This window comes from Arthrobacter sp. 01L42 (assembly GCF_056400005.1).
On record NZ_JBFTSL010000016.1, the window covers coordinates 123,572 to 140,735 of the forward strand.

The 17,164-nt window shown below is 67.7% G+C and carries 15 protein-coding genes and 1 pseudogene; 2 read left to right on the forward strand and 14 right to left on the reverse strand.

Going from position 1 to position 17,164, the window contains the following annotated elements:
- The first annotated feature begins 83 nt into the window (after positions 1–83).
- Together AC1DN2_RS14895 and AC1DN2_RS14900 are read left to right on the forward strand one after the other, a co-directional pair.
- Positions 84–1,040 carry an SPFH domain-containing protein gene (locus AC1DN2_RS14895; RefSeq protein ID WP_476850909.1) on the forward strand — a complete coding sequence of 319 codons (957 nt, stop codon included), beginning with the start codon at positions 84–86 and terminating at the stop codon, positions 1,038–1,040.
- Positions 1,041–1,437: 397 nt separating this feature from the next.
- Positions 1,438–1,785: an RNA polymerase-binding protein RbpA gene (locus AC1DN2_RS14900; RefSeq protein ID WP_026266329.1), complete on the forward strand. Its 348-nt coding sequence runs from the start codon at positions 1,438–1,440 to the stop codon at positions 1,783–1,785.
- 137 nt (positions 1,786–1,922) lie between these two features.
- Here AC1DN2_RS14900 and AC1DN2_RS14905 read toward each other — a convergent pair.
- From AC1DN2_RS14905 to AC1DN2_RS14970, 14 genes and pseudogenes are all read right to left on the reverse strand, one after another.
- Positions 1,923–2,771: pseudogene (locus AC1DN2_RS14905) on the reverse strand (VOC family protein).
- A complete protein-coding gene (locus AC1DN2_RS14910; protein WP_459384751.1) occupies positions 2,708–3,454 on the reverse strand; it encodes a polyprenol monophosphomannose synthase in 747 nt (248 codons plus the stop codon). The pseudogene AC1DN2_RS14905 and the gene AC1DN2_RS14910 overlap by 64 nt, the downstream one beginning before the upstream one ends.
- Before the next feature lie 465 nt (positions 3,455–3,919).
- Positions 3,920–5,605, reverse strand: a complete 1,686-nt coding sequence (locus AC1DN2_RS14915; RefSeq protein WP_476850910.1) for an amidohydrolase — start codon at positions 5,603–5,605, stop codon at positions 3,920–3,922.
- Between the two features lie 116 nt (positions 5,606–5,721).
- Positions 5,722–8,682, reverse strand: a complete 2,961-nt coding sequence (locus AC1DN2_RS14920; protein WP_476850911.1) for a DEAD/DEAH box helicase — start codon at positions 8,680–8,682, stop codon at positions 5,722–5,724.
- A gap of 24 nt (positions 8,683–8,706) precedes the next feature.
- Complete coding sequence (tatC, locus tag AC1DN2_RS14925) at positions 8,707–9,501, reverse strand: twin-arginine translocase subunit TatC (protein ID WP_028275586.1); 795 nt, start codon at positions 9,499–9,501, stop codon at positions 8,707–8,709.
- Positions 9,502–9,549: 48 nt separating this feature from the next.
- Positions 9,550–9,819, reverse strand: a complete 270-nt coding sequence (tatA, locus tag AC1DN2_RS14930) for a Sec-independent protein translocase subunit TatA (protein ID WP_018772900.1) — start codon at positions 9,817–9,819, stop codon at positions 9,550–9,552.
- A 35-nt stretch (positions 9,820–9,854) separates the two neighbouring features.
- Positions 9,855–10,250 carry a hypothetical protein gene (locus AC1DN2_RS14935; protein ID WP_476850912.1) on the reverse strand — a complete coding sequence of 132 codons (396 nt, stop codon included), beginning with the start codon at positions 10,248–10,250 and terminating at the stop codon, positions 9,855–9,857.
- 5 nt (positions 10,251–10,255) lie between these two features.
- Positions 10,256–12,289, reverse strand: a complete 2,034-nt coding sequence (locus AC1DN2_RS14940) for a helix-turn-helix transcriptional regulator (RefSeq protein ID WP_476850913.1) — start codon at positions 12,287–12,289, stop codon at positions 10,256–10,258.
- Between the two features lie 108 nt (positions 12,290–12,397).
- Positions 12,398–12,793, reverse strand: a complete 396-nt coding sequence (locus tag AC1DN2_RS14945; protein ID WP_028275583.1) for an FKBP-type peptidyl-prolyl cis-trans isomerase — start codon at positions 12,791–12,793, stop codon at positions 12,398–12,400.
- Positions 12,794–12,841: 48 nt separating this feature from the next.
- Complete coding sequence (locus tag AC1DN2_RS14950; RefSeq protein ID WP_230011584.1) at positions 12,842–13,777, reverse strand: FKBP-type peptidyl-prolyl cis-trans isomerase; 936 nt, start codon at positions 13,775–13,777, stop codon at positions 12,842–12,844.
- 111 nt (positions 13,778–13,888) lie between these two features.
- On the reverse strand, positions 13,889–15,253 hold the full coding sequence (gene pafA / locus AC1DN2_RS14955; protein ID WP_026538699.1) for a Pup--protein ligase: 1,365 nt from the start codon (positions 15,251–15,253) through the stop codon (positions 13,889–13,891).
- Between the two features lies 1 nt (position 15,254).
- Complete coding sequence (gene prcA / locus AC1DN2_RS14960) at positions 15,255–15,962, reverse strand: proteasome subunit alpha (protein WP_028275580.1); 708 nt, start codon at positions 15,960–15,962, stop codon at positions 15,255–15,257.
- A 1-nt stretch (position 15,963) separates the two neighbouring features.
- Positions 15,964–16,806 (reverse strand): proteasome subunit beta, encoded by an 843-nt coding sequence (gene prcB, locus AC1DN2_RS14965; RefSeq protein ID WP_028275579.1) that lies wholly within the window; start codon positions 16,804–16,806, stop codon positions 15,964–15,966.
- A gap of 86 nt (positions 16,807–16,892) precedes the next feature.
- Positions 16,893–17,096 (reverse strand): ubiquitin-like protein Pup, encoded by a 204-nt coding sequence (locus AC1DN2_RS14970; RefSeq protein WP_026266331.1) that lies wholly within the window; start codon positions 17,094–17,096, stop codon positions 16,893–16,895.
- Positions 17,097–17,164: the final 68 nt, after the last annotated feature.

Genomic DNA, 17,164 nt, shown 5'->3' on the forward strand with positions numbered 1-17,164 from the left:
GCTGTCCGGCGGGCACTGCTGTCCGGCCGGTGCGGCGCTGCCGGCGCGAGACTAAAACAAAACAACTGGGGAATAGGTGATGTATGAATATCGCAGTCGCAATTGTGCTGCTGGTACTAATTGTGTTTGTAATTATTGTGCTGGTCCGGTCGGTCCGGATCATTCCACAGGCCCGTGCCGGCGTCGTTGAACGGCTGGGTAAATACCAACGCACCCTGAATCCCGGACTTACCCTGCTGATCCCGTTTGTGGACCGCCTGCTGCCATTGCTCGACCTGCGGGAGCAGGTGGTGTCCTTCCCGCCGCAGCCGGTCATCACCGAGGACAACCTGGTGGTCTCGATCGACACTGTGGTCTATTTCCAGGTCACGGACGCCCGGGCCGCCACCTACGAAATCGCCAACTACATCCAGGCAGTGGAACAGCTGACCACCACCACTCTGCGCAACGTGGTTGGCGGCCTCAACCTGGAGGAAGCGCTGACCTCGCGCGACCAGATCAACGGCCAGCTCCGCGGCGTCCTGGACGAGGCGACCGGTCGCTGGGGCATCCGGGTCTCCCGGGTCGAGCTCAAGGCGATCGATCCGCCCCACTCGATCCAGGACTCGATGGAAAAGCAGATGCGGGCCGAACGTGACCGCCGCGCCGCCATCCTGACGGCCGAGGGCACCAAGCAGTCCGCGATCCTCACCGCGGAAGGCCAGCGCCAGTCCTCCATCCTGAAGGCCGAAGGCGACGCGAAGGCGGCCATCCTGCGGGCCGACGGCGAGGCGCAGGCCATCCAGAAGGTCTTCGACGCGATCCACAAGGGCAACCCGGACCAGAAACTGCTGGCTTACCAGTACCTCCAGACCCTCCCGAAGATTGCCGAGGGATCCTCGAACAAGCTGTGGATCATTCCCAGCGAGGTTGGCGAGGCGCTCAAAGGGATCGGCAGCGTACTGGGTGCAGGCGCGGTGCAGGAGCAGACGGCCTCAACGCCGGACGTGGCACCGTACTCACCGCCCGCCGCAGCCGACGGCCAAGGGAACCGGACCTGAGCCTGCTCCCGCACTGAGTCTCTCGGATCGGATAGTTCCGTCCTGGCCCCCGCAGACCGGCCGTTTCGGCCCGGCTGCGGGGGCCAGCCAGCTTAAGGCCGGCCCGGTCGGGTACAGGATACGCAGTTCACGCCGCGGGGCTACTCGCTTTACCGCGCCCGCACCACTCCCGTATACTTGAATATTTGTCCGGTCAGTTCAGCCGTCCGGAACAAAAACGCTCCGCACAGCGTTGATTCCAATGACGTTCCAAAGAGTTTTGTCCACTGGTGACTGTCATCTGGCCCGGCCACACCGGGCCAGGTACGGTACAGCGCGGTGCAACCAGAAGTCCGGCGCCTGACGGTCCCCGGACAACGCAGGGCTTGACCCTGCGAACCGAATAGAGGGAGAAAAGATGAGCGATCGCAGCCTGCGGGGTATGCGCCTTGGCGCACAGAGCATGGAGACCGAATCCGGCGTCGAACCGGCTCCGCGCCAGCGGGTTGAATACCGTTGCGAGGATGGCGAGCAGGTGTTCGTGACATTCTCCTCGGAAGCCGAGATCCCCCCGGTTTGGGTTTCGAAAACGGGCAAGGAGGCGTTGCTGGTGGACGGCGAACGCCCCGTCAACAGCAACGAGAAGGCAGTGCGCACGCACTGGGACATGCTGCTGGAGCGCCGCTCGCTTCCCGAGCTTGAGCAGATCCTCGAAGATCGCCTCACCATCCTGCGCGAACGCCGCGGCGAACGCCGCTCGGCCTAGTCCCCCAGCGCACCGGCAACGGCAAGGGCCGGGCCCGCATCGAATGATGCGGGCCCGGCCCTTTTTCTGTTCCTGCGCCTCCCCTGCGCCTCCATGCTCTGCACCGTCTGGACGCGCACAGGAGCCGGGATTCTGCGTCAGCCGGGGGTGAGGACGCAGAACTCGTTGCCCTCCGAGTCGGCGAGGCAGACCCAGGGCACATCGCCTTGGCCGACGTCGGCGTCAGTGGCGCCCAGAGCCCGCAGCCGGGCCACCTCCGCCGCTTAATCATCACCCGGGTACGGCATCAGGTCGAAATGGACACGGCCCCACACGGCCCGCACGCCGGGCGTGCGAAGGAACTGAAGGTACGGCCCGACACCCTTGGCCGAACGCAGTCTCGCATGATCATCGCCCACCTCGTGCAGGGTCCAGTCCGTCGCCCCGCCCCAGAACCCGGCCATGGCCCGCGGGTCTGCACAGCTGACCACCACCGCGGCGATCGGCCCGGTGTCCTGGTAGATCGGGCGGGGCTCCAGCACGCGGAACAGGTTGCCCTCCGGGTCGGCCAGAACCGTCCAGGGCTCAGCACCCTGGCCGACGTCGGCGGGCGTCGCACCGAGCCCCAAGAGATGAGCGACCAGCTCCGCCTGGTGGGCCGCAGAGGTGGTGGCGAGATCGAGGCGTGCCCGGTACCTCACCGTCTCGGGGTCCGGGACGGTGACGACATCGATGCAGACGGCGGCGGGGTCCGGCCAGACGAAACCCAGGGGTTCAACATTGGTCACACCGGGTCCCTCGCTGGACACGCCCCAGCCGAGTGCCTCCGCCCAAAACCGGCCGAGCGTTGAGTCATCCCGAGCCTTGAAATTCACCTGAACAAGTCGCAGCGCCATACCGCCCGACCCTATACCCAGGCGATGCCCGGACCAGGAGACACGCCTCAGGCGTCCTGCCTGCTGTCCTGCTTGCCCCGGAGCTTGTTCCAGCGGGCCGTAAGTCCCCATTTGGTGACGTTGATCATGGCTTCGACGACGATGTTGCCGCTCATCTTCGAAGCGCCGAGCTCGCGCTCCACGAAGGTAATGGGCCGTTCCACGATGGTCAGGCCGAGCTTGGCCACGCGCCAGGCCAGATCCACCTGGAAGCCATAGCCAACCGAGTCGACCGCATCCAGGTTCAGCTTCTCCAGGGTGGTCCGCCGGAAGGCGCGGAAGCCGCCGGTGACGTCCTTGATCTTCACTCCGAGCATGATCCGCGCGTACGTGCTGCCGACGCGGCTGATGGCCTGGCGGTAGAGCGGCCAGTTGACCACACGGCCGCCGGGAACCCAGCGGGAGCCCATGGCGAGGTCCGCGCCCTGCTCCACGGCCTCAATCAGCTGCGGCAGCTGCTCGGGCTGATGCGAGCCGTCAGCGTCCATCTCCACGAGGATGTCGTAGCCGGCGTCCAGGCCCCACTTGAAGCCTGCGATGTACGCCGCTCCCAGGCCGGCCTTTCCGGCGCGGTGCAGGACGTGGACCTGTCCGTCTTCTGCGGCCATGCGGTCCGCCAGCTGCCCCGTGCCGTCAGGGCTGTTGTCGTCGACAACCAGCACGTCGGAGGCGGGCACGGCTGTGCGCAGGCGACCGAGGGTCTTGGGCAACGATTCCAGCTCGTTATAGGTCGGGATGATGGTGAGGACACGCACAGCGAGGCCTTTCCTTGAAGGGAGCGGTCGGTGCGCCGAAAGTCGATGGTTCCGGATATTCAGGCGCAACTTCCCATTATAGGGAGTTGCGCGCCCGTGGGGCGCCCGCGAGGCGGCCGTGCGGCCGCCCGGGCAGGTCCACCCGCTTCGGGCCAGTTCCGGCAGGCCACGAATTGCGGCGCCGGAACCGTTTTCTGCTGCGAAGTAGACCCGCCCCCTGGGGGTGCCCGTGGTCATGACCAAGTAAAGCTCCCGCGGGTGCGGCAACCTGGGAAGGACCGGGGACTGCCGGAGTCTGCGCGGTACGCAACCCTCCGTTGCCCCTCAATGCTACGGGGGCGGGCCGATCTGTCAACCGAGCCGTGACCTGCCGTTTCGTCTGTCGGTGCAGGTCAGGGCGGGGTCGCGGGTGGAAATGTTTCCGCTCCGTACGCTGGATGACGGGACGGATCAGGCGCCAGGTGGTCAGGCGTGGAGGGCGCCGCTGGCATAGAGTTCCTGGCCGTCCCGTACCGTCAGGAGGCAGGCAGGATCGCTGCCGGTGTCCAGCGCCGGCAGCAGCGGGGTGCGGGCGCGCGGGTCGGTGCTCCACGACTGCACGCGCCCGTCGGCCACCTGGACCATGAGCTCCTCGACCTCCCAGACCGCAAAGCTGGCCGGAGCGCCCGGCACCAGTTGCCCGGCCATGGGGTTGGGGTAGCGGGCTGCCCGCCAGCCGGCCCGCGTGTGGCCGAGGAACGCGGCGCGGGCGGAGATCTGTTCGGCGGGATTGGTGTGCTGCAGGCACGCTCGCACGCTGGACCACGGCCGGAGCGGCGTCACCGGGCTGTCGCTGCCGAAGCAGATCGGCACACCGGCCGCGTAGAGGCTGCCAAAGGCATTCATTCCCAGCCGGCGGGAGCCGAGGCGCTGCTGGTACAGGCGGTCCCCGCCACCCCACAGGGCGTCGAAGACCGGCTGCGCGCTGACGCTGACCGAATAGCGGGCCAGCCGGCTGATGGCCGCGGCATCCGCGAGTTCGACGTGCTCGAGCCGGTGCCCCGCGGCACGGACGCGCTGCTCCCCCACCTCAGCCGCGGCGAGGTCGAGGGCGTCGAGGGCCGCGTCCAGGCCGGCGTCGCCGATCACGTGGAAACCCGCCTGGATCCCCAGGAGGGAGCACGCCGCGAGGTGGGCGGCTGCCTCGGCCACGGAGAGGTACAGGTTGCCGCGCTCTCCGGGCGCGTCGGTGTAATCCTCCCGCAGTGCGGCGGTCCGTGAGCCGATCGAGCCGTCGATGTTCAGGTCACCGGCCAGGCCCAGTACAGGCAGGCCCAATTCGTCCAGGATGGACTGGGCATGTTCGGCGGATCCGGCGAGCTCGCCCCAGTACGGCAGGATCTCCGGCGCTGCCACGCCGTCCACCCCGGTCGGTCCTCCGCCGGAGGTGCTGTTCCAGGCCACCGCGAGCCGCAGGTCCTCGATGCTTCCGATATGCGGCGCGGCCATCTCGGCGAGGGCCACGTAGCCGTTGGCCGCAGCCTCGGCGAGGGCGCGCTGCTGGTACGCGCGCAGGGCGTCCGCCGGCAGCCGGCGGGCCGCCAGACGGGCCGCTGTGTGGGCGTCGCGTTTGACCTGGCTTCCGGCGCCGCCGCCGTCGAGCCCGTCCAGTCCGGCCGATGCGGCCAGGGAGTTCGATACCAGGGCCGAGTGGACATCCACGCGGGACAGGTATACCTGGCGGCCGCCGGCCGCGCGTTCGATTTCGTCCCGGGAGGGCAGGGCGGGATCGGCCCACGTGGTCTCGTCCCAGCCGTGGCCCAGGACGGGACCGTCCGCGCTGGAAGCGGAGGCGGCGGCGACGGCGACGGCGTCGAGCAGTTCAGCGGAGGAGCGCACCCCGGCCAGCTGGAGGCCCTCCAGCGCGATTCCGGTTTCCGTCAGGTGGATGTGGGAGTCGACGAAGCCGGGTGCCAGGAGCGCGCCCTGCAGATCGATCACCTCCATGGAGGAATCGGCGATGGACGTGGCGGCCTGCTCGGAACCAACCCAGGCGACGGTGTCGCCGTCGACCAGCATCGCAGTCGCAAAGGGATCGGCCGCTGTGTAGACCGAGCCGTTGCGGTACAGCGTGACGTTGCGGGGGGCGGGGGCGGCCGGCGAATCGGTCATGGGGCGGGAACTCCTTGTTGCTGGGGCCGGCCGAGCGCCGGCGGGTTCGAAAATCTGGGAGGCCGCGGCAGCGGCCCAGCGAGTGGCCTAGGGAGCGGGCCGGTCCGGCCCGCGCCCTAGGCCACGGAGGAATAGGCGACGACGCCGCGTTTGACGAGCTTGATGGCCTCCGCGCACAGCCGCGCAATCCGGGGGTCGAGGTTCGGGATGTCGGCGAGCTGGTCCAGGAGGTCGATCACCTGTTTGACCCAGCGGACAAAGTCGCCCGCGGCCAGGTCGGTGCCGCTCAGCACGTCCTGGAGGTGCCGGCCCTTGGCCCATTTGAAGATCGGCCACACGAGGCCGAGCTCGGGCTCGCCAGTGAGGGGCAGCTTGTTGGCTTCCTCGACGTCCTCCAGCGCGGACCATTCGCGGACCACGGTGTCTACCGCGGATTCCAGGGACACGCTCGGCATCTTGGGCCGCAGGCCGCGGTCCTCACGCTTGGCCTGGTAGACGAGCACACTGGCTAGCGCGGCGATCTCGGCGGCGTCGAGGTCGTTGAAGGCCCCCATCCGCAACGACTGCGAAATCAGCAGGTCCTTTTCGCCGTAGATCCGCCGCAGGCGTTGCCCGTCCGGGCTGATGGACAGCGCGCCGGTGTCCGAGGTTTCCAGGTAGCCGTAGCCCGTCAGGACGCCGCACACACGGTCGAACGTCTTGGCGATGGTGTTGGTCCGGCCCTGGATCTGGCGGATGAGCCCGTCCGTTTCCTGGCGGAGTTTCCACCAGCGTTCGGACCACCGGGCATGGTCCTCGCGTTCGCTGCAGCCGTGGCAGGGGTGGGCGCGCAGTTCCCGGCGCAGCTCGGCGATCCGCTTCTCCTGGTTGGGCGCAGCGGAGGCCCGGCCGAAGTCGTCGTCGCGGCGCGGCGGCGCCGGCGACCGGTGCTCGCGGATGGCGTTGCGCACCGAGGAGGCCAAGTCGCGGCGGGATTTGGGAACCTTGGCGTTGAAGGTCTTGGGAATCCTGATCCGCGTGATCGGCGACAACGGACCCTCGACGTCGTGCAGGCCAATCCGGCGGAGCTGGTTGTCCAGCGTCATGACGGCGGGGCGGGGCTCGCGGGATTCGTGGTCGGAGCTGAGCACCACCGCGAGCCCGGGCGACTTCCCGGCCGGAACATCCACCACGTCGCCCGGAAGCAGCCTGCTCAGGGAGTCCTCGGTCAAGGACTTCCTGGCCCGGGACGTGCTCCGGGAGGCCATGGTTTCGGCATCGCCCAGGGCCCGCCGCAACCGCGCGTATTCGGTGAAGTCGCCCAGGTGGCAGGTCATGGCCTTGCTGAACCCGGCAATGGATTCTTCCCGGCTCCTGACCTGCCGGGCCAGTCCCACCACGGAACGGTCCGCCTGGAACTGGGCAAAGGATGATTCGAGGATCTCCCGGGCGCGCGGCCGGCCGAACTGCGCCAAAAGGTTGATCGACATGTTGTACGTGGGCCGGAAGCTGGAGTTCAGCGGGTAGGTCCGCCGTGAGGCCAGGCCGGCGACGGCGGCCGGATCCGTTCCGGGCTGCCACAGCACGACGGCGTGGCCCTCGACGTCGATGCCGCGGCGGCCGGCGCGGCCCGTCAGCTGGGTGTACTCCCCCGCCGTGATGTTGACATGGGCCTCGCCATTGAACTTGTCCAGCTTTTCGAGCACGACGCAGCGGGCCGGCATATTCACGCCCAGGGCCAGTGTTTCGGTGGCGAAGACGGCCTTGACCAGCCCGTCGACGAACAGCTTCTCCACAACCTCCTTGAAGGTCGGCAGCATGCCGGCGTGGTGCGCGGCGAGCCCGCGGAGCAGGCCGTCCCGCCAGCTCCAGAAGCCGAGCACATCGAGGTCATCCGAGGGGATGTCCTGGGCCGCCTCGTCGACGCGCCGGGCGATGATCTGCTGTTCGGCTTCGCTGGTCAGCCAGAGTCCGGCCGCGACACACTGGGCCACGGCGGCATCGCAGCCGGCGCGCGAGAAGATGAAGGTGATGGCAGGCAGGAGGTCCTGCCGGTCCAGGCTGGCGATGACCTGCGGCCGGCTGGCCTTCCGCACCGGGCTGCGCTGTGCGCCCTGCGGTTCGTCCCGCTGGCTGCGTTGCTGCCGGCGCTGGTTCCGGCCGCCGTGGCCGAAGCGGCCACGGAAATTCATCTGGCTCTCGGCCCGGGCCATGGACAGCAGTTCCGGGTTGACCTCGAAGCCGGCCCGCCCGGGCGCTTCCGAGGTGACGGCGGCCGCCGGGCCCCCGACAACAGCCTCGGCTACGGCGTCGGTGGACGCCTCACTGGCAGTTGTCTCCCTGGCACTTGTCTCACTGGCAGTTGCCCCACCAGGCAGGGCGATCTCGTCAAAGCTCGTGTCGCCGGCAAACAGGTCCACGATCTTCCGGCCCACCATGACGTGCTGCCACAGCGGCACCGGGCGGTGCTCGGAGACGATCACATCGGTCTGCCCGCGGACGGTGTCGAGCCACGCACCGAACTCCTCGGCGTTGGAGACCGTGGCACTCAGGGACGCCACCTGGACCTCGCTGGGCAGATGGATGATGACTTCCTCCCACACAGCGCCGCGGAAGCGGTCGGCGAGGTAGTGGACTTCGTCCATGACCACGAAGCCGAGATCATCCAGGGTGTCCGAATCCGCGTAGAGCATGTTGCGGAGCACTTCGGTGGTCATGACCACCACCGGGGCGTCGCCGTTGATGCTGGTATCTCCGGTGAGCAGGCCCACCTGGGCGGCGCCGTACTTGGCGGCCAGTTCAGAGTACTTCTGGTTGCTCAGGGCTTTGATGGGGGTGGTGTAAAACGCCTTGAGCCCACGCTGGAGGGCCAGATAGATGGCGAACTCCCCCACAATCGTCTTCCCGGCGCCGGTGGGGGCTGCCACCAGCACGCCACGGCCGGCCTGCAGGGACAGGCATGCTTCGCGCTGGAAGTCATCGAGTTCAAATTCGAGCGAGCGGATGAACCCGCCCAGATAGGTCTTGGCTTCAGCAGCCCGCTCGACGCTGGCGCGGTAACGTTCGGACGGTGATTCCGGCCCGGGGTGTGAGGACATGTTTCCAGCCTAGTGCGCGAAAGGCTAGAGATTCTCCAGCTCGGAGCTGGGGGTGGCGTGGTCGGCGGTGGCTTCGGTCTCGGCGTCGCGTTTGACGGCGCGCCGCTCGCGCCGGCGGTCGTTGAGCAGGCACAGCCCGATCGCGGCGAAGAACAGCGCCAGCATGGGTCCGGCCAGGTAGAACATGCTCATGGCGTCGGCGCCGGGAGCGGCCATCGCGGCGAACAGGCAGACCAGGAAGACTGTGATCCGCCAGCTCTTGAGCAGCTGCTGGCCCTTGATGAGCCCGGCCAGGTTCAGCCCGAACAGGACCACCGGGAGGAGGAAGGCGATGCCGAAGGCGAGCAGCAGCCGCAACACGAAGGACAGGTACACCTGGGCGCTGATGAAGTTGGAGCCGCCCGACGGCGTGAAGTCGGTCAGGACACGGACCGCGTTGGGCAGCACGAGCCAGGCCAGCAGGACGCCGCCGACGAAGAGCGGCACGGCCGCCGCCACGAAGGACAGGGCCAGGCGGCGTTCCTTCTTGTGCAGCCCCGGCACGATGAAGGCCCAGAGCTGGTAGAGCCAGACGGGGCTGGCGATAATCAGGCCCAGGAACACGGAGACCTGGATCATGAGGTCGAAGGAGCTCGCGACGCCGTCGAAATTCAGGGTCGCCTGGCGGCCTTCGTGTTCATTCAGGTCGCGGATCGGCTTGATCAGCGCCGCCAGCATTGGCTGGTAGACAAGGAAACCCACTACCGTCCCAAGGACGACGGCGATTGCCGCCTTGAAGAGCCGGTTGCGCAGCTCTTTGAGGTGGTCGAGGAGCGCCATCCTCCCCTCGGGGTTCGATCGACGGCTCATGGTTACTGCCATGCGGTCTTAGGCGCGGGTCGACGGCGGAACGTCGGTTCCGTCGCCCGTGCGGCTTTCCGGTGCGCCGGCCTGCGGGTGGTTGATGACCCGTCCTTCAACCGGCTCGGAGCCATCCTTGGCATCGGTGGTGCCGTCCTTCTTCATTTCCCGGACTTCCGACTTGAAAATGCGCATCGACTGGCCCAGGCTGCGGGCCATGCCCGGCAGCTTCGGCGCAGCGAACAGCACCAGTGCCAGAACGATGATGATGATGAGATGCCAGCCTTCAAGCCTCATGGGGAGAGGTCCTTTCGTTTGAATACATCCTATGTCTAACGCGTTTCGATGTCGCGCAGTGCCTGGGGTTGCCGGCGGTCCTTCTTGCGTTGGATGCGGCGCAGCCGGCGGGCGTTTTGCCGGGCGAGCTTGGATGCGTGGTAATCATGTCGCATCCGCGCGGGCGAGGCAAAAATGGCGTCGCCGGGCGCCGGCCGAAGGGACTCGTCCGCGCTGACCGGGTCACCAACGCCGGCCGCTGTCGAACCGGCCGCTGAAACGGTGCCGGTGCCCGCTGGTGAAGGCAGGGTGGAAAAGCGGTCCGCGGCTTCACCCAATTCGGTGAGCGTCGTCGTGGCCTGCCGGAACAGCCGGAAGCCGAGCACGCCGAAGAACAACAGCGACAACGCGACAAGCGCTATCCAAATAACGATCCAGGACCACCAAGGCATGCTGATCAGTCTATCGGGCGATTCGGGAAGGCTTCGTATTGCGTCAGGGCCGCGGCGAGCCACTCCCGCGACGCGGCCGCGAGGGCCTCTGGCTGTAGGATCCGGACCATCCCGCCGTGCTGGGCCACGAACATCGGCAGCCAGTCCGTGCTGCCAAACCGGATTTCGGCGAGCATTCCGCCGCCAGGCAGGGCCGCGGTCCGCTCGGCGTAATAGTCGTCAGCGAGGCCGGTGCCGCGGGGTGCGAGTTCTACCACGACCACCGTGTCGTCGTCGTTCGGGGTGAACAGTTTCACCGGAAAGCTGTCCGCCGGCTTTGCCGTCGCGGCCGCCCGCCGGCCGTTGGGCTCAAGGGCTTCGATCCTGTCCAGCCGGAAGTTGCGGAGGCCCTGGGCGGAGTGGCAGTACGCCTCGAGGTACCACGTGTTGTCCAGCGAATAGAGCCGCAGGGGGTCCACGTCGCGTTCGGACACGGCGTCGCGCTGCGCCGAGAAGTACTTCAGGTGCAGCTGCGCGCCGGATTCGAGGGCGGCGCGGGCGGTGTCGAGGACGGCGGAATTGCCGGGGGCCACCTCGGGGCCGGAGAGCGCCGCCGCCTTGACGCCTTCCTCCCCCGCCGCGGCCATGAGTTTCAGCGTCACCGATTCCAGGGCGCCGCCTTCGGCCAGTTCGGGCAGGCTGTTGAGGGTCTCCAGGCCGGTCAGGAGCGCACAGGCCTCGTCCACGGTGAACCGTACGGGGCGGGTCAGGTCCAGGGCCTGGGTGATGAATACGTGGTCATCGTCCCACTGGATGTCCAGCAGATCGTCGGGGTACCCCTCCGGCAGGCCCGAGCAGATCAGGATCCGCAGGTCGTCCTCGAGTGCCTTGCGGGTGATGCCAAACCTGGCGGCGACCTCGCTGATGTGCAGTCCCTGGTTGTGGACAAGGAACGGGACGAGTTGCAGCATCCGCTTGAGCTGGTCCTCCGAGGTTCGTTTCCGGGTACGGCCGGCGCGGCCCGCCGCCGGGAAGGCCACATCCGGCAGGGGCCTGTCGGCGAACTCGGCGGCTGCCGTGAGGCGGCGGTGGACGGCGCCGGCGAGTTCGGGGGGTGAAATCACGGTGACGCGGGGACCGTAGGAGGCCAGCTCCTCGCCCAGGGTCTCGGCATCGCGGAAGGGCACCGCGAGGCGGTCCGTCCCGGCCGAATGCCCCGGTGTTCGGGCTTCCGGCGCTGCGGCTTCCGGCGCTGCGTCCGGAAGCGGCTGGGCGCGTTTGCGGAGGCCCAGGAGCCGCCCGTGTTCGACGTCGACCACGGCGCTCTGCACCGGCAGCTCGGCCAGGCCGGCCAGCTCGGCGCGGACGTTGAACCCGGCCGGCGGCGTGAAGCTCTCCTTCTCCAGGACGGTCACTGCGGACGTCAGGCGGGACAGGCGGAAGAACCGTTTGTCCCCCCGGCCCCGGTCGTGGCCCACGAGGTACCACTGGCCGAAGCGGCTGCCCAGGCCCCAGGGCTCCACCAGGCGTTCCTGCTCCTGGCCGGTGCTGCCGGCGAGGTAGCTGAACCGGACCGGGTGCTGGGCGTGTGTCGCGGCGACCAGGTCCTCGAAGGCCTGGCCGGCGGGGCGGATGCGCGGCTGGACGCCGGTGGGGAGTTCGGCGTCGACCAGGCCGCCGGCGGCCTGCAGCTTCCGGACCGCGTCGACGGCGGCGGAGCCGAGGGCGGCGTGCTCCCAGAGCTGGGCCGCGAGAATCAGGACCGTGCACTCTTCGGGGGTGAGGCTGACGTCGGGCAGCCGGTTCGATTCCTTGCCGATCCGGTAGCGGGTGGTTGCCGGGTCGTCGGAGCCCCAGCCCGTGTCCGTCACGGCCTCGACGTCGAAGCCAAACTGGCGCAGCTCGCCCTTGTCGCGTTCGAACATGCGGCCGAAGGCGACGTCACTGCTCGTGGTGTCGTGGTAGACCTTTTCGCGCAGCTCGCTGCGGCGCAGGCCGTACTTGGTGTTGAGCAGGGCGATGAGCAGGTTCAGGAGGCGTTCTGTACGTGAGGCGGACACCCCGCAAGGGTACTAAAGCCGGTCGCGGAAAATGACGAAAGCGCGGCAACAGCCGGAAGAACTTTTCCGATTGTTACCGCGCTTCGTTCCCCGGGGGGCGGGTGGGGACTAGCGGACGGCGACGAGGTCCACGACGAAGATCAGGGCCTCGTTGGGGCCGATCGCCCCGCCGGCGCCACGGGAACCGTAGGCGAGCTCGGACGGGATCTCGAGCCGGCGGCGGCCGCCGACCTTCATGCCCAGCAGGCCCTGGTCCCAGCCCTGGATGACCTGGCCGACGCCGACCCTGAAGTCCAGCGGCGCGCCGCGGCCCCAGGAGGCGTCGAATTCTTCACCGGTGGACCAGGCGACGCCCACGTAGTGGGTGGATACGGTGTCGCCGGCTTTGGCCTCGGCGCCGTCCCCTTCGATCAGGTCGGTGATGACCAGTTCGGTGGGGACGTCTCCTACGGGGAAGTCAATTTCCGGCTTCTCGCGGTCGAGGTTGCGCTGTCCAAATGACATGGTTACTCCTTTGAGGTGACGTGTAGTGGTGGCAGTTGTAGCGGTGGATTACTTGACGCCGAGGATATCGACGACGAAGACGAGGTCGCCCTTCGCGTCGCCCTGGCCCTGATCTCCGTAGGCGAGGTCCTTCGGGACGACCAGGAGGACGCGGGAGCCGACCGTCTTGCCGGTCAGGCCCTGGGTCCAGCCCTTGATGACGCCGGTCAGCGGGAAGGTGGCCTTCTTGCCACTCTCGAAGCTGGAGTCGAAGACCTTGCCGGTGGCGAGGGCGACGCCGACGTAGTTGACGGTGATTGTGTCGGTCTCCTTGAGGGCCTGGCCCTTGCCGGTGATGAGGTCCTGGGAGACCAGCGCGGTCGGAGCCTTGACGCCGGCGACCGAGATCTCCGGAACGCCCTTGTCGTTTTCCTTGACGGTCGGCAGTCCGGCCGGCGGGGTGACGGCGTCGCCTTCGGGCTTGTCCAGGACCGGCGGTGCGTCCTTGGCGGAGAGCACCTTGACGATCAGGAGCTGCGTCGGCTTGGCCTCGGCACCCTCGGCTGCGGCCTGGCCGGGAACGGCGAGGGCGAGGTGCGAGCCGATCTTGGCGCCCACGAACGCGTTGTAGATGACGGGGCTGCTGCCCTTGAGCTCGTCGTTCAGTTCCAGCGGCTCGGGATCGTTCGGGAACGTGTCCTCGAGGGTGGAGCCGTCCTTGCCGTTGAACGCCACGATCGAAATGTCGGCGATCTGGTTGGCCTTGACCCGGTCGCCACTGCCCTCGGTGACCACCTTGACAGTGGGTTCCTTGACGTCGAGCGGCTTGGTGAAGTCGACACCGGGGGCCTTCTTGTCACCGTTCTCAGTCAATTTGACCGAGTCCAGCTTGGCGGTCTCACCGGCGGACTGGCTGGTGGGTTCCGGAGCCGGAGGCGCTTCGTTGCCGCCGCAGGCGGTCAGCAGCAGCAGTCCGGGAAGAAGAATTGCTAGTAGTCGGCGCAATTGGAAACTTTCGTCGAGGCAGGGTGGACTCAGTGCCGTTCGGTTTCCCGTGGCAAAGAAAGCGGCGGCCGCAGGGCGGCCCTACCCCAGAATAACGTGCGAAGCTGGGTATCAGCCCATCGAGTCCAGCAGCGCATCCACCCGGTCGTCCACGCTCCGGAAGGGATCCTTGCACAGGATGGTCTGGTGGGCGCGGTCGTTCAGCTTCAGATGGACCCAGTCCACGGTGTAGTCGCGGCCGAGTTCCTGGGCGCGCCGGACGAAGTCGCCGCGGAGTTTGGCGCGCGTGGTCTGCGGCGGGGCATCCACCGCGTCCTTGACCGCGGTGTCGTCCACCACCCGGCGCACGGCCCCGCGGGCCTGGAGCAGGTAGAAGAGCCCGCGGCCACGGGAAATGTCGTGGTAGGTCAGGTCCAGCTGCGCAATCCTGGGAGCGTCAAGGCCCAGCCCGTGCCGTTCCCGGTAGTTGTCCATGAGCTTTTTCTTGATGGCCCAGTCCACTTCGGTATCGATCGTGCTCGTGTCGCCGCTTTCGATGGCGTCCAGCGTGCGCTCCCAGAGGTCCAGGATCAGCGGCACGTGGGGGTTGTGCGCGCCGTGTTCGGCCACGAACGCGGTCACCTTGCCCAGGTATTCGCGCTGGATTTCCAGGGCCGTGAGCTGCCGGCCGTTGGCGAGCCGGACCAGTGCCCGGCCGCTGAGGTCGTGGGAGATTTCCCGGATGCTGCGGATCGGGTTCTCCATCCGCATGTCGCGCATGATCACCCCGGCCTCGATCATCCGCAGGATCAGGTCCACCGTGCCGATTTTGAGCAACGCCGTCGTTTCGGACATGTTGGAGTCGCCCACGATCACGTGCAGGCGCCGGTAGAACTCGGCGTCCGCGTGCGGCTCGTCCCGGGTGTTGATGATGGGCCTGGAGCGGGTGGTGGCGGAGGAGACGCCTTCCCAGATGTGGTCGGCCCGCTGGGAGAACGCGAAGGTCGCCCCGTGCGGGGTCTTGAGGATCTTGCCGGCCCCGGCGATCAGCTGGCGGGTCACGAGGAACGGGATGAGGATTTCCGCGAGCCGGGAAAATTCCCCGCGCCGCGGGATGAGGTAGTTTTCGTGGCTGCCGTAGGAGTTCCCGGCCGAATCCGTGTTGTTCTTGAACAGGTATACGGTGCCGTTGAATCCCTCCGCCGCCAGCCGTTCCTGGGCTTCGTCCACGAGGTCGCAGAGGATCAGTTCCCCGGCACGGTCATGGGCGATCAGCTGGGCGAGGTCGTCGCACTCGGCGGTGGCGTATTCCGGGTGCGACCCGACGTCCAGGTAAAGGCGCGAGCCGTTGGTCAGGAAGACGTTGGAGGACCGTCCCCAGCTGACCACCTTGCGGAAGAGGTAGCGGGCTACTTCCTCCGGTGCCAGCGGCCGGGACTCCGGGCTTGAATAGGAAATTCCGAATTCGGTTTCGATGCCGAATATGCGCTTGTCCATCTCACTTCTCCTCAGCCAGCAATGCCACGATGTCCGGGTCCTCGAGCCGGCGGAACGCCCGGCGGGTGCCGCGGCCGCTTTCCGATCCCCGGTCCAGTACCGCAACTTCCAGTGCGGATACGGGCAGGGTAGTGGTTTCCTTGTCCGCCACGAGCCCGGCGAGGGCCAGCCGGATGGCGCCCGCGAAGTCGAGTTCGCCCTGCCAGCCCGCCGCGACAGCCTCGGAGACCTTGTCCGCCTGGCCGCCCATCACAATAAAGCCGTGCTCGTCGGCGATGGACCCGTCAAAGGTCAGCCGGTACAGATGGTCCGCCTCCTGGGCCTGACCGACTTCGGCCACGGCCAGTTCGACCTCGAAGGGTTTCTGTTCGGCCGTAAACACCGCGCCGAGGCTCTGTGCGTACACGCTGGCGAGGCCGCGGGCCGTGACGTCCTCGCGGTCGTAGGAATAGCCCCGGACATCGGCATACCGCACCCCGGCTTGCCGCAGGCTCTCAAACTCGTTGTACTTCCCGACGGCCGCGAACGCGATTTTGTCGTAGATCTCGCCGATCTTGTGCAGCGACGGGGACGCGTTCTCCGCCACGAGGGCAATCCCGTCCCGGCAACTGATGACCACCACCGAACGTCCGCGGGCGATGCCCTTCCGTGCGAAGTCCGCACGGTCCTTCATCAGTTGTTCGGGAGATACATAGAACTGCTGGGTCATCTCAGGCCTCCCGCTGGGCGACGGTGCGGGATTCGATGACGCGGCCGGCCACGGCGGCAAGGTCGCGGTCCGGTACCCGGAAGGCGCCTGTCCGGTTCACGATGTACACCACCGGCCATAGCTGCCGGACGGGGTCCGGGCCGCCCGTGGCGGAGTCGTCGTCGGCGGCGTCGTACAGGGCCTCGACGGCGACCGCCACGGCGTCCTGCTCCGAGAGGCCGGGACGCCAGAGTTTCTTCAGCGCGCCGCGGGCGAACATCGAGCCGGATCCCACCGCGTGGTGCTCCTGTTCCTCGTAGCGGCCGCCCGTGACGTCGTAGGAGAAGAGCCGGCCGAAACCTGCGGGCCGGTCGAATCCTGCGAAGAGGGGCACGACGGCGAGGCCCTGCATGGCCATGGGCAGGTTGCCGCGGACCATGGCGCCGAGCCGGTTCGCCTTGCCGTCCAGGCTCAGGAGCGTGCCCTCGATCTTCTCGTAGTGTTCGAGTTCAACCTGGAACAGCCTGGTGATGTCCAGGGCGATGCCGGCGGTCCCGGCAATGCCCAGCACTGAATACTGGTCGGCGGGAAAGACCTTCTCGATGTGCCGGCTCGCGATCACGTTGCCCATGGTGGCGCGGCGGTCCCCGGCCATCAGCACTCCCCCGGCATAGGTCATCGCCACGATCGTCGTCCCGTGCGGGGCCTGCAACGGTGCTCCCGGCTGGCCGGCGTGCCCGCCGGCAGGCAACTGGTTGAAAGGCACTTGGCCGAAGGGCATCAAATCGGGCCGTTCGCGCTGCAGATGCTCGGTGAATGAGGACGTCGCGTTGGCTGCTACTCGGTTGGCTGTTGTTTCCTGCACTAACGCTCTCCCTCAACGTGGTGGATCAACGACTCTTCCGGCCCTTAGCCCCTCCCGCCGCCCTCATCCGGCGGCCGGCGGCGCTCCTACTGGCCGCCCTTTTGGACGAATGCGCGGACGAACTCCTCGGCGTTGGACTCCAGCACGCCGTCGATCTCATCGAGGAGATCATCGACGCCCTGGGTGGCTGCCGACGCCTGGGCGTCCGCCGGGGCCGGCGGCGCGGCGGGGACGTCCTCGTCAACCTCGGTGTCCCGCGACTGCGGCTGCTGCTGCTCCTGGCCTGCCATTGTTTTCTCCTTCATGTCCGTCCCTTTTCTCCTAAGGGACATCCTGTAGCAATAGTGCCACGCCCGGG